The 12,051-nt window shown below is 71.4% G+C and carries 9 protein-coding genes, 5 tRNA genes and 1 pseudogene; 12 read left to right on the top strand and 3 right to left on the bottom strand.

Features of this window, described 5'->3' with window-relative positions:
- Both IF83_RS32070 and IF83_RS0114330 read right to left on the bottom strand, forming a co-directional pair.
- Positions 1-91 (bottom strand): annotated as a pseudogene (locus IF83_RS32070) (roadblock/LC7 domain-containing protein); the annotation flags it as partial.
- A gap of 9 nt (positions 92-100) precedes the next feature.
- Positions 101-3,688, bottom strand: a complete 3,588-nt coding sequence (locus tag IF83_RS0114330; RefSeq protein WP_030544543.1) for a sensor histidine kinase — start codon at positions 3,686-3,688, stop codon at positions 101-103.
- Positions 3,689-4,257: 569 nt separating this feature from the next.
- Between IF83_RS0114330 and IF83_RS0114325 the strand changes: the two genes are divergently transcribed.
- The 8 genes from IF83_RS0114325 (at position 4,258) to IF83_RS0114290 (ending at position 7,667) form a co-directional block, all read left to right on the top strand.
- Positions 4,258-4,443, top strand: a complete 186-nt coding sequence (locus IF83_RS0114325; protein WP_030544542.1) for a hypothetical protein — start codon at positions 4,258-4,260, stop codon at positions 4,441-4,443.
- A 115-nt stretch (positions 4,444-4,558) separates the two neighbouring features.
- Positions 4,559-5,341, top strand: a complete 783-nt coding sequence (locus IF83_RS0114320; RefSeq protein ID WP_030544541.1) for a fumarylacetoacetate hydrolase family protein — start codon at positions 4,559-4,561, stop codon at positions 5,339-5,341.
- Positions 5,334-6,827, top strand: coding sequence for a glutamate--tRNA ligase (gene gltX, locus IF83_RS0114315; protein ID WP_030544540.1), 1,494 nt, complete (start codon positions 5,334-5,336; stop codon positions 6,825-6,827). The genes IF83_RS0114320 and gltX overlap by 8 nt, the downstream gene beginning before the upstream one ends.
- A gap of 265 nt (positions 6,828-7,092) precedes the next feature.
- Positions 7,093-7,164, top strand: a tRNA-Gln gene (locus IF83_RS0114310).
- Between the two features lie 74 nt (positions 7,165-7,238).
- Positions 7,239-7,311 (top strand) — tRNA-Glu (locus IF83_RS0114305).
- A 62-nt stretch (positions 7,312-7,373) separates the two neighbouring features.
- Positions 7,374-7,446: transfer RNA gene (locus tag IF83_RS0114300), tRNA-Glu, on the top strand.
- A 13-nt stretch (positions 7,447-7,459) separates the two neighbouring features.
- A tRNA-Gln gene (locus IF83_RS0114295) sits at positions 7,460-7,531 on the top strand.
- Between the two features lie 63 nt (positions 7,532-7,594).
- Positions 7,595-7,667 (top strand) — tRNA-Glu (locus IF83_RS0114290).
- A gap of 159 nt (positions 7,668-7,826) precedes the next feature.
- Here the strand turns inward: IF83_RS0114290 and ndgR are convergent.
- On the bottom strand, positions 7,827-8,555 hold the full coding sequence (ndgR, locus tag IF83_RS0114285; protein ID WP_019709872.1) for an IclR family transcriptional regulator NdgR: 729 nt from the start codon (positions 8,553-8,555) through the stop codon (positions 7,827-7,829).
- Between the two features lie 232 nt (positions 8,556-8,787).
- Here ndgR and leuC point away from each other — a divergent pair, with 232 nt between their 5' ends.
- The 4 genes from leuC (at position 8,788) to IF83_RS0114265 (ending at position 11,986) form a co-directional block, all read left to right on the top strand.
- On the top strand, positions 8,788-10,212 hold the full coding sequence (gene leuC, locus IF83_RS0114280; protein ID WP_030544539.1) for a 3-isopropylmalate dehydratase large subunit: 1,425 nt from the start codon (positions 8,788-8,790) through the stop codon (positions 10,210-10,212).
- 6 nt (positions 10,213-10,218) lie between these two features.
- Positions 10,219-10,827: a 3-isopropylmalate dehydratase small subunit gene (leuD, locus tag IF83_RS0114275; protein WP_030544538.1), complete on the top strand. Its 609-nt coding sequence runs from the start codon at positions 10,219-10,221 to the stop codon at positions 10,825-10,827.
- Positions 10,828-10,987: 160 nt separating this feature from the next.
- The gene (locus tag IF83_RS0114270; protein WP_030544537.1) at positions 10,988-11,221 is read left to right on the top strand and encodes an SCO5555 family protein; all 234 of its coding nucleotides are present in this window, start codon (positions 10,988-10,990) and stop codon (positions 11,219-11,221) included.
- Between the two features lie 126 nt (positions 11,222-11,347).
- The gene (locus tag IF83_RS0114265; protein ID WP_030544536.1) at positions 11,348-11,986 is read left to right on the top strand and encodes an HU family DNA-binding protein; all 639 of its coding nucleotides are present in this window, start codon (positions 11,348-11,350) and stop codon (positions 11,984-11,986) included.
- Positions 11,987-12,051: the final 65 nt, after the last annotated feature.

The following is a 12,051-nucleotide window of genomic DNA, read 5'->3' as shown; positions in this document are numbered from 1 at the left end:
CGGCGGATACCACCACGGTGTGGGACACCCCGGGGGTGTTGTCCACGAAGTTGGTGATCAACCAGTTCAGGTTCTGCGCCGCCTGGCTCATCGGGCTCAACTAACGCTCCTGATGGTAAGTGGGACCAATGCCGTGCTCGCCGGGGCCCGGGTTGTGCCCGGCCTGGCGGCCCTGCTGGATACCCCGGCGGAGGTTGGTCAGACGCCCGCGCACGTCGGCGGGCGCCCGGGAAACCTGCGGACCGGGCTGGATCGTCTCCGGCTGCTGTGCCGTGCCCGCCACGAGGTTCGCCCGGGGGACCCGGCGCGGCAGTCCGGAGGTGGTGAGACCGCCGGCGGCGGGCTGGCGCACGCGCTCGGCCTGCCGGCCCAGCTCGTCGTTCGGGGACGAACGCCATACCGCGCCGTTGCCGCCCGGGCTCTCCGCACGGGACGCCTCCCGCCGCTGCGGGGGCGGCGGGACGGAGGCCGGAGCCGGCTGTTCCCGGCGGGGCTGCGGCTCCTGGCGGGGCTGCGGCTCCTCCCCGTCCTCCCCCGGCCGGCCGCCGCGGATCCCGCGGAACCAGTCGGACTCCAGCGCCTCGAAGAGCGGCGTACGGCCGTCACCCGGTCCGGACGCCGGGGGCAGTGCCTCCGGCTCCGCACGCCGCTGCTGCGGCGCCCGCTGCGGCGGCTGCTGCGCCGCTCCGGGCTGCTGCGCTCCGGGCTGCGGCGCGTTGTGGCCGGGTCGCGGGAACTGAGCGGTGTCGCCCGGGTCCCGGTCGCTGCGGACGGGGGGCCGGCCCTGGCCGTGGGGTGCCGGGTACTGGCCCGTGTCCTGCCACTGCTGCGGCGCCGGAGGCCGCTGCTGCTGCGGGGCACCGGGAGGCTGGGTGAAGTCGGGACGCGGGAACTGCGCCGTCGACTCCGCTTCCTCGTGGCCGCGCGGGGGCTCGGACCGGGAGCCCGGCCAGTCGTCACCGGAGGACCTGCGGGCCCCCCAGCTCGTCCCGGCGGGCTCGGCCGGCCGCTGCTCGCTCTGCGGGCGGGGCGGCCCGCCCGGCAGCTCGCCGGCGGGACCGCGCGGCGGTATCTGGGCCCGCGGGCCCTGCCCCGCGGGCCCGCGGCCCGGTGCCTGCCGCGGCGCGCCGGTGGGCGGCGCGACGGGCGGCTGGGAGGCGCCGGGGCCCGCGCCCTGCTGCGGAAGCGCGGGGCGGGGACGGTCGGGACGGTCGTCCGGAGCGGCCTGGCGCGCGGGGGCGCCGGCGCCCGGGGCCGGGGCCCCGAAGATGTTGTTCCCGCCGGGCCCGCCCGGTCCGCCGCGGCCCTGGCCCTGCGAGGGGTCGCCGTAGGCCGGGCCGCCGCCCTGCTGGGGGCGCTGCGGCGGCGGGCCGCTGTCGGGGCGTCCACCGGGACCACCGGACGGAGCACCGTCCCGGCCCGGAAGGGCGGGGCGGCCGCCGCCGGGCATCTGGCCGCGGGGCGCCATGCCGGCGAGCCGGTTGCCCTGGGGACCGCCGGTTCCGGCGCCGGAACCCTGGGAGGCCGGGTTCGCGTTCGGCTTGTTGCCGGGGGTCTTGCGGCTGCTCTGCGCGACGTCGACCGGCAGCATGACGAGGGCGGTGGTGCCGCCCGAGTCGGAGGGCCGGAGCTGGATGCGGATGCCGTGCCGCTGGGAGAGCCGGCCGACCACGAAGAGACCCATGCGGCGGGAGACGGAGACGTCCACGGTCGGCGGGCTGGCCAGCCGCTCGTTGATGTCCGCGAGGTCCTCGGGGGAGAGGCCGATCCCGGTGTCGTGGATCTCGACCAGCACCCGGCCGTCGGGCAGCGCGTGACCGGTGACCTTGACCTTGGTCTGCGGGGAGGAGAACGAGGTGGCGTTCTCCAGCAGCTCGGCGAGGAGGTGCACGAGGTCATTGACGACCCGGCCCGCGACCTCGGTCGAGGGCACGGAGCTCAGCTCGATCCGCTCGTACTGCTCCACCTCGGAGGCCGCCGCGCGGAGCACGTCGACCAGCGGGACGGGGCGGGTCCACCGGCGGCCCGGCTCCTCGCCCGCGAGGACGAGGAGGTTCTCGCCGTTACGGCGCATACGGGTCGCGAGGTGGTCCAGTTTGAAGAGCGAGGACAGCTGGTCGGGGTCGGCCTCGCGGCTCTCCAGCTCGGAGATGAGCGAGAGCTGCCGCTGGATGAGGCCCTGGCTGCGGCGCGAGAGGTTGGTGAACATCGCGTTGACGTTGCCCCGCAGCAGCGCCTGCTCGGCGGCGAGGCGGACCGCCTCGCGGTGCACGTCGTCGAACGCCGCGGCCACCCGGCCGATCTCGTCCTTGCTGTGCACACCGACGGAGGTGACGGAGGTGTCCACGTCCTGCGGGTCGGCATCGGAGAGCTGCTTGACCAGCTCGGGCAGCCGCTTCTGCGAGACCTCCTGGGCGGTGTCCTGCAGCCGGCGGAGCGAGCGGACCATGGAGCGGGCCACGACGAACGCGCCGACCAGCGAGACACCGAGGACCAGCAGGATGACCAGACCGTTGAGCAGGGCGTCCCGCTGGGCCTCCGACCGCAGCTCGCGCGCCTTGTCCTCCATCTCGGAGAGCAGCGTCGCCTCGATCTTGGACATCTCCTCGATCTTGGCGGTGTCCTGGTCGTACCAGTCCTTGTACGACCGGGTCTCGTTCGCGATCGGGCTGTCCGGCTTGAGCATCCGGGCCGCGTACTTGTCGGCCAGGATGATGTTGGCGCTGCCGCCGTCCTCCAGGGCTTGGAGGAGTTCCTCGGTGGTCTGCTTGCCGTCGTAGATCTGGCTGAATTGCGCGAGGGTGGACTCCTCGCTCAGCAGCGCGCTCTCACCGTAGAGGCGGTCGCTCGCGACCAGCTTCGGCTTGGGCTCGTTGGCGAGGGCCGCGGTGATCATCGCACGCTGGATGGACGCGTACTCCTTGGCGGAGGAGAACGCCGCGAGCGCGCGGGTGGCGCGGATCATCTCGGTGTTGCTGGTCGCCTGCGCCATGTCCTGCGAGAGGGAGAGCAGCGAGGTGATCAGCTGGTTGTACTGGTAGACGGTCAGCGCGATGTACTCGCTGTCCGCGTAGGCGTTGGAGCGGATCTGCTTGATCTGCTCCAGCTGCTTGAGGATGTTGACGAGCGAGGAGTTGACGCCCACCAGGGAGTCGTCGTCCGAGGACTCGATCTCCTGGGTCGCCTCGCGGAACGCCTGCTTGGCCCGGTCGGTCTGCTGCCGCGGGTAGACGACGTCGTCGTTCTTCTTGTCACCGGCCGCCAGCGGGCCGGCCGAGTGGTCGCGCTCCTCCTGGAGGGCGGACGCCAGCTCGGTGGCCTGCTTGGTCATCTCGGTCAGCAGCTGCATGTTCTCCAGCTGGTCGAGATCGTCCATCGAGGTGTCGATCCGCAGCGCGCCCAGGGTCGTCGCCGCGACCACGGGCAGGGCCAGCAGGGAGACGAGACGGGTGCTGATGCGCCAGTTGCGCAGAGCGAGCCGTGTGCCGGCGCTCGGATGGGGGACGTCCGGCGTGCCGGACCCGTCGCCCCCGCCCTGGCCCTGTGTCGGGGCGCCCCGGTCGGAACCGTGGTCGCCGGGTGTGGCTCCGGGGCCCTGGGCACGCTCGGACGAGAGGCCGCGGTCGGCCCCGCCATGCAGCTCCGGGTCCGCCGCAGCGCTGCTATCCCTCTTGAAACGTCCCTGCACTAGCGTCGCAACCTCTGGACCAGGCGTTCCCCCGTGTGAGCGGTGGAACGGTGTCGAGTCGTGGGAACCGGAGCCCCCATGGTGGTCGTGAGTGACCGGCGCGTCTCCCCCGGTTCTGGTTCGTACTGGTGAGACACCGCCGCGCGGCGCTTCTCTGCGCCAGTGGTGCGCGCCGGCTGGATGGTGCGGCGGTCCGTGAGATTCCAGCACAGAGAGGGATCTCCAACAAGGGCGGAGAACGGCTCCGTCGGGCGGGTGACGCTATGTGCGGGCCGGGTTACCCCACGTGGAAAGCAATGACATGGATAGCGGACAATTGCTGGCCAATCGGCCGAGAACGCCCTCTGTCCCGGTGGCCCCGATGAGGTGCGGAATGAGAGGTTCCGTCCACTGATGTCCTGATTCGCTGCCCGTAGAAATCCGTCCGATATGCCGCTTATGTTTTGGTGTAAGTGAGCAAAATCACATGGCATTCCTGGCTTTGTTCTACCGGCAGATGGGAACCGCGCGTCTAGCCTGCGTGTTGACAGGCAGGCCCGGAACGACAAGCACGAGGGACAGAGCGACCGGTGAAGACGACCATGATGTTCCGCAACATAGCGAACCCGCGACGCACCACGCTGGCGCACCTCGAGGACGCCGACGAACTGCGTCCCGCAGTCGTCGAGGAGCCGCAGCCGCAGAGCGCGTCCGAGCTCCCCGCCCGGACCGCCAACCCGCGCCGCACCGTCCTCGTGGACGCTCCGAACGGCTGATACCCCCGCGCGACCGCGCGCGTGACCCGGTCTCTCCGGTGAGCCCGCCGCCGCCGGGCGGGCGTTAGCCTGGGGCGTCAGTCTCCGGCCAGTGAGTGAGGGGCAGCGGCTTCCCGTGCGCATCGCCAGATTCTCCATCGACGGCAACGTCGCCTTCGGCATCGTGGAGGGGGAGCCGTCCGATCCGGACGGCCCCGTCCTCGACATCATCAAGGGCCACCCCTTCGCCGAGTTCGAGCGGTCGGGGAGGAAGGTGCCGCTGGCCCAGGTGCGGCTGCTGCCCCCGGTGCTCCCCAGCAAGGTGGTGGCGGTCGGGCGCAACTACGCCGAGCACGCCGCCGAAATGGGCGGCGAGGTCCCCGGGGTGCCCATCACCTTCTTCAAGCCCTCGACCTCCGTGACCGGCCCCGGCGATCCCATCCCGTACCCCTCCTTCTCCCAGGAGGTGCACCACGAGGCCGAACTGGCCGTGGTCATCGGGCGCATGTGCCGGGAGGTCCCCCGGGAGCGGGTCCAGGACGTCATCCTCGGCTACACCTGTGCCAATGACGTCACCGCCCGGGACGTCCAGCGCACCGAGGAGCAGTGGGCGCGGGCCAAGGGATTCGACGGCTCCTGCCCCCTCGGCCCCTGGGTGGAGACCGAACTCGACCCCGCCGACCTGGGCATCATGTGCACCGTCAACGGCGAGCAGCGGCAGCTGGGCCGCACGGGCGAGATGGTCCGGTCCGTCGCCGACCTCATCACGCACATCACCGAGGCGATGACGCTGCTCCCGGGCGACGTCGTCCTCACCGGCACCCCGGCCGGGGTCGGCCCCCTCAGCGTCGGCGACGAGGTCGCCGTCACCATCGAAGGCATCGGCACTCTCACCAATAAGGTGATCAAGCGTGGCTAGCGCACCCCTCCCGTACCCCGTACGCGTCCGTTTCTGCCCCTCGCCGACCGGCAACCCGCATGTGGGCCTGGTCCGCACCGCCCTCTTCAACTGGGCCTTCGCCCGGCACCACGGCGGCACCCTGGTCTTCCGCATCGAGGACACCGACGCCGCCCGCGACTCCGAGGAGTCCTACGCGCAGCTGCTGGACGCGATGCGCTGGCTCGGCCTGGACTGGGACGAGGGCCCCGAGACCGGCGGCCCGCACGCTCCCTACCGGCAGTCGCAGCGCATGGACATCTACGCCGATGTCGCCCGCCGCCTGGAGGAGGCCGGCCACGCCTACAAGTGCTACTGCTCCACCGAGGAGCTCGACGCCCGCCGCAACGAGGCCCGGGCCGCCGGCCGGCCCTCCGGCTACGACGGCAAGTGCCGCGCCCTCAGCCAGGAGGAGATCGCCGCCTACCGGGCCGAGGAGCGCACCCCGGTCCTCCGCTTCCGGATGCCGGACGAGCCGATCACCTTCACCGACCTGGTCCGCGGCGAGCTGACCTTCACCCCGGAGAACGTGCCCGACTTCGGCATCGTCCGGGCCAACGGCGCCCCGCTCTACACGCTCGTCAACCCCGTCGACGACGCGCTGATGGAGATCACCCACGTGCTGCGCGGGGAGGACCTCCTCTCCTCCACCCCGCGCCAGATCGCCCTCTACCGGGCGCTGGCCGAGATCGGCGTCGGCAACGGCACCGTCCCGCAGTTCGGCCACCTGCCGTATGTGATGGGTGAGGGCAACAAGAAGCTCTCCAAGCGCGACCCGCAGTCCTCGCTCAACCTCTACCGCGAGCGCGGCTTCCTCCCCGAGGGCCTGCTCAACTACCTCTCACTGCTGGGCTGGTCGCTCGCCGAGGACCGGGACGTCTTCTCCATGGACGAGATGGTCGCGGCCTTCGACATCGCGGACGTCAACGCCAATCCGGCCCGCTTCGACCTCAAGAAGTGCGAGGCGATCAACGCCACGCATCTGCGCGCCCTCCGCGCGGACGAGTTCGCGGACCGGCTGCTGCCCTTCCTCTTCCCGGAGGAGGAGCCCACCGCCGAGCAGCTGGAGCTGCTGGCCCGGGCCGCGCCGCTCACCCAGGAGCGGATGGTCGTCCTCGGCGAGGTCACCGGGATGCTCGGCTTCCTCTTCGTGGACCCGGACGAGTTCCGGGTGGACGAGGCCGACGCGGCCAAGGTGCTCACCCCCGAGGCGCGGCCCGTGCTGGAGGCGAGCGTCGAGGTGTTGCGCGACCTGAAGCAGTTCACCCCCGAGCCGATCCAGGCGGCGCTCCGCACGGCGCTGGTCGACGGCCTCGGGATCAAGCCGAAGCACGCCTTCACGCCGCTGCGGGTGGCCGTCACGGGCCGCAGGGTGTCGCCGCCGCTGTTCGAGTCCATGGAGCTGCTGGGGCACGACGAGACGCTGCGCCGGCTCACCGCCGCGCTGGAGCGGGTCAGCGCCTCCTGAGGCGCCCGCGGATTCCCGGGAGCCCGCCCGTACGGCAGACGCCGCGCGGGCGGGCTCCCGGCGTCCGGGCGGCGTTCCGCCGCTGACCCGCCGCGGTGCCGCGGCCGTGCCGGTCCCGGCCCACCGGCGGTGGGCGCGGCGGGAGATACCCGTTTTGGAGCGCTGTCCACGATCGGGTAATGTTCTTCCTGCGCCGCCCACCCGGGCCGATGGACCGGAGAGGCAGCGCGACAGAACAAAACCCCGGTCAGGGGTTGCGTTTTGGTGGGCTATGGTGTAATTGGCAGCACGAGTGATTCTGGTTCACTTAGTCTAGGTTCGAGTCCTGGTAGCCCAGCAAGAGATCCCCTGTGAACTCTCTTGTGCTTGCGGATGCTTTTCGCAGGCTTGTGCATGTGTGTGCAGTGACTAGCCCCCGTTGTGTAGCGGCCTAGCACGCCGCCCTCTCAAGGCGGTAGCGCCGGTTCGAATCCGGTCGGGGGTACAGATCCTTGCAGCCGGCCCCGTCAGGTAGCTTCTGGCGGAGCCGCGCCTCGGATCGCTGGGGCCCCCGTTGTGTAGCGGCCTAGCACGCCGCCCTCTCAAGGCGGTAGCGCCGGTTCGAATCCGGTCGGGGGTACTGGTCTATACCATGGGCTATGGTGTAATTGGCAGCACGAGTGATTCTGGTTCATTTAGTCTAGGTTCGAGTCCTGGTAGCCCAGCGCGTCACGCGCGTGTGTCTCCCGTCTCGGTGAATACCCCGACGATGAACACAGCGTCCGCAGGCCCCCGTTGTGTAGCGGCCTAGCACGCCGCCCTCTCAAGGCGGTAGCGCCGGTTCGAATCCGGTCGGGGGTACGCACAGCAGAAGGCCCTCCGCTTCGGCGGGGGGCCTTCTCGCATGCCTGGCCTCCACCCGGCCGTCCGGGGTGCCCGGCCTTTCCGGCAGTGCCGCGGGCCGGGGCCGCGCCGGTACGGCCGTCGCCATCGCCGTACCGGCTCCCCGCCCGCCGGTGGTCAGCCGCCGTTGCGCCGCAGGGCCTCGGTGAGCCGGCCCGCGGCGTCGATGACCGCCTGGGCGTGCATCCGCCCCGGGTGGCGGGTCAGCCGCTCGATCGGACCGGAGACCGAGACGGCGGCCACCACCCGGTTCGACGGTCCGCGCACCGGGGCGGAGACGGAGGCCACCCCCGGCTCCCGCTCGCCGATGGACTGGGCCCAGCCCCGGCGCCGCACCCCGGAGAGAGCGGTGGCCGTGAACCGGGCGCCCTGCAGCCCGCGGTGCAGCCGCTCCGGCTCCTCCCAGGCCATGAGGATCTGCGCCGCCGAGCCCGCCTTCATCGGTAGGGTGGAGCCGACCGGCACGGTGTCCCGCAGTCCGGACAGCCGTTCCGCCGCGGCGACGCAGATGCGCATGTCCCCCTGGCGCCGGTAGAGCTGCGCGCTCTCCCCGGTGACGTCCCGCAGATGCGTGAGCACGGGGCCGGCCGTCGCCAGCAGCCGGTCCTCGCCCGCCGCGGCGGCCAGTTCGGCCAGCCGCGGACCGAGGATGAACCGGCCCTGCATGTCCCTCGCCACTATCCGGTGATGCTCCAGGGCCACCGCCAGCCGGTGAGCCGTGGGGCGGGCGAGACCGGTCGCGGCGACCAGCCCGGCGAGGGTGGCCGGACCGGACTCCAGAGCGCTCAGAACCAGAGCTGCCTTGTCGAGAACGCCGACCCCGCTGGAGCCGCTAGAGTTGTCCATGCGTCGATATTCGCGTCTCAGAGTATGAAACGCAAGTTCACATTTCCCCGGAAGCCGCCAATCTGTAGGAGCGGCCCGTGGTGGAACGGCGGTTGGACATCCGGCGGACACCCGGCTCCGGGCAGGACCAGCGCCCGGGGGCACCGGTACGCGCACCCGCCCCGCGGATCACCGCAGGGACGGAACGACAAGCCGAGATGGGCCGGCAGAGCCGCCGGCCGGAGGGAAAGCGATGGGACGGACACTCGCGGAGAAGGTCTGGGACGACCATGTCGTCCGGCGCGCGGAAGGCGAGCCCGACCTTCTCTTCATCGATCTGCACCTGCTGCACGAGGTGACCAGCCCGCAGGCGTTCGACGGACTGCGCAAGAACGGCCGGCAGGTGCGGCGGCTGGACCTCACCATCGCGACCGAGGACCACAACACCCCCACCCTCGACATCGACAAGCCGATCGCGGACCCGGTCTCCCGGGTCCAGCTGGAGACGCTGCGCAAGAACTGCGCCGACTTCGGGGTGCGGCTGCACCCGCTGGGCGACGTCGAACAGGGCGTCGTCCACGTGGTGGGACCGCAGCTGGGACTCACCCAGCCCGGTATGACGGTGGTCTGCGGTGACAGCCACACCTCCACCCACGGCGCCTTCGGCGCGCTGGCGTTCGGCATCGGCACCAGCCAGGTCGAGCACGTCCTGGCCACCCAGACCCTGCCGCTGGCCCCGTTCAAGACCATGGCGATCACCGTCGAGGGCGAACTGCCCGCGGACGTCACGGCCAAGGACCTGATCCTGGCCGTGATCACGAAGATCGGCACCGGCGGCGGCCAGGGCTACGTCATCGAATACCGCGGCGAGGCCATCGAGAAGCTCTCGATGGAGGCCCGGATGACGATCTGCAACATGTCGATCGAGGCCGGCGCGCGCGCGGGCATGATCGCCCCGGACGAGACCACGTTCGCCTACCTCCAGGGCCGGCCCCACGCCCCGCAGGGGGAGGACTGGGACGCGGCCGTCGCCTACTGGAAGACGCTGCGCACGGACGAGGACGCGGTGTTCGACCACGAGGTCGTCATCGACGCCTCCTCCCTGGCGCCGTTCGTCACCTGGGGCACCAACCCCGGCCAGGGCGCGCCGCTGTCGGCCTCGGTACCGGACCCCGCCTCCTTCACCGACGCCAGTGAGCGGCATGCCGCGCAGAAGGCCCTGGAGTACATGGGCCTGAGCGCGGGACAGCCGCTGCGCGAGGTGGACGTGGACACGGTCTTCGTCGGCTCCTGCACCAACGGCCGGATCGAGGACCTGCGCGCGGCCGCCGCGATCCTCCAGGGGCGCAAGGTGGCCGACGGCGTGCGGATGCTGGTCGTCCCCGGGTCGGTGCGCGTGGCCCTGCAGGCGGTCGAGGAGGGCCTGGACAAGGTCTTCACCGCCGCCGGCGCCGAGTGGCGCCACGCGGGCTGTTCGATGTGCCTGGGCATGAACCCCGACCAGCTCCAGCCCGGAGAGCGGGCGGCGTCCACCTCCAACCGCAACTTCGAGGGACGGCAGGGCAAGGGCGGGCGGACCCACCTGGTCTCCCCGCAGGTCGCCGCGGCCACCGCGGTCCTGGGGCATCTGGCCTCCCCGGCCGACCTGTCCGACATCCCGGCTCTCGTGGAGGCCTGAGACATCATGGAAGCGTTCACCACCCACACCGGCCGGGCCGTACCGCTGCGGCGCAGCAACGTCGACACCGACCAGATCATCCCGGCGCACTGGCTGAAGAAGGTCACCCGCGACGGTTTCGAGGACGGGCTCTTCGAGGCCTGGCGCAGGGACCCGCAGTTCGTCCTGAACCAGGCCGAGTACCAGGGCGCGAGCGTGCTGGTGGCCGGGCCGGACTTCGGTACCGGCTCCTCGCGCGAGCACGCGGTCTGGGCTCTGCAGAACTACGGCTTCAGGGCCGTGCTCTCCTCCCGCTTCGCCGACATCTTCCGCGGCAACTCGCTGAAGAACGGGCTGCTGACGGTGGTCCTGCCGCAGGAGACCGTCGACACCCTGTGGGAGCTGGCCGAGGCCGACCCGCGGACTCCGGTCACCGTCGACCTCGTCGCCCGTGAGGTCCGCGCCCCGCGCCCGGACGGCACCGTCCTCACCGCCTCCTTCGATCTCGACGAGAACGCCCGCTGGCGGCTCCTGGAAGGGCTGGACGACATCAGCCTCACCCTGAAGAACGAGGCCGACATCGCCGCCTACGAGGCTTCCCGCCCCGCCTTCAAACCCGCCACCACCGTGGCCTGACCGGCCAGTTCGCGTCCTTCCCCGGTACGGCCCAGGCGCCGTACGGACCACAGCGCCCCCCGCCCCGCAGGCGGGGGGCGCCGGCGTGTGCGAGGCTCTTTCCCGAAACGGGTTGACACCCGGTGGGGCGACAACTCGCCGCAGATGGCACAATCTGTGCATGGAACGCGGCCCTCAACTCCCACTTCACGAGCTCGTCGCGGGCCGCCTCAAGGAAGCGCACGCACAGGTGCGTTCCCTGCAAGTCCCGGAGGACGAGCGGATGGCGCTCTCCCGGAAGCTGCTTGCCATCACGGCCGCGGCCAAACACGATCTCCCCGGCGCGGCACGGCGTCTGGAGCGCTTCATGCAGGACCTCGACGGCAGCCGATTACGCCCCGGCACACCTGCGTAACGGTCGAGATCCATTGCGGCACAAGGGTGATTAGACCGTTTCGTCTTTGATTTGCGGTATATATCTGCCTAACGTGCGAAATCGCCCGAACTGATTCGTTCAGGCAATGTCTCCGAAGGGGAAGACGTGAACAAGGCGCAGCTCGTAGAAGCGATCGCGGACAAGCTCGGTGGCCGCCAGAACGCCGCCGACGCCGTGGACGCGGTGCTGGACGCGATCGTCCGCGCGGTGGTCGCCGGGGACCGGGTCTCGGTCACCGGATTCGGCTCGTTCGAGAAGGTCGACCGTCCGGCCCGGTACGCCCGCAACCCGCAGACGGGGGAGCGGGTCCGGGTCAAGAAGACCTCCGTGCCCCGCTTCCGCGCCGGCCAGGGCTTCAAGGACCTGGTGAGCGGGAGCAAGAAGCTTCCCAAGGGAGGCGAGGTGGCGGTGAAGAAGGCGCCCAAGGGCAGCCTCACCGGCGGGGTTTCCGCGCGCGCCACCACCAAGGCCGCGGCGAAGAAGGCCGCCGCGAAGAAGGGGGCGGCGAAGAAGACCGCCGCCACCGCGCGCAAGACCGCCGCGAAGAAGGCGGCGCCCGCGAAGAAGGCGGCGACCGCCAAGACCGCCGCGGCCAAGAAGACCACCGCCAAGAAGTCGGCCACCGCCAAGAAGGCGACGTCCAAGACGGCTCCGGCCAAGAAGACCACCGCCAAGAAGGCGCCGGCCCGCAAGGCCACCGCGCGCAACACCGCCGCGAAGAAGACGGCCGTCCGCAGGAAGTAGGCGAGCCGTACGGCAGCCGTCCACCCCCACGCTGGGCCGGGCTCCTCGGGGAGCCCGGCCCGCGG

This window comes from Streptomyces albus subsp. albus, from assembly GCF_000719865.1.
In the GTDB taxonomy this organism is placed as follows: domain Bacteria; phylum Actinomycetota; class Actinomycetes; order Streptomycetales; family Streptomycetaceae; genus Streptomyces; species Streptomyces albus_E.
The sequence above is the reverse complement of the archived record's forward strand: the minus strand, read 5'-3'. Positions and strand labels throughout refer to the sequence as shown.

Excerpts from the sequence above, each read along its gene's own strand:
- ndgR (WP_019709872.1), bottom strand. The coding sequence starts at position 8,555 with ATGGACAACTCTAGCGGCTCCAGCGGGGTCGGCGTTCTCGACAAGGCA.
- leuC (WP_030544539.1), top strand. The coding sequence starts at position 8,788 with ATGGGACGGACACTCGCGGAGAAGGTCTGGGACGACCATGTCGTCCGG.
- leuD (WP_030544538.1), top strand. The coding sequence starts at position 10,219 with ATGGAAGCGTTCACCACCCACACCGGCCGGGCCGTACCGCTGCGGCGC.
- IF83_RS0114270 (WP_030544537.1), top strand. The coding sequence starts at position 10,988 with ATGGAACGCGGCCCTCAACTCCCACTTCACGAGCTCGTCGCGGGCCGC.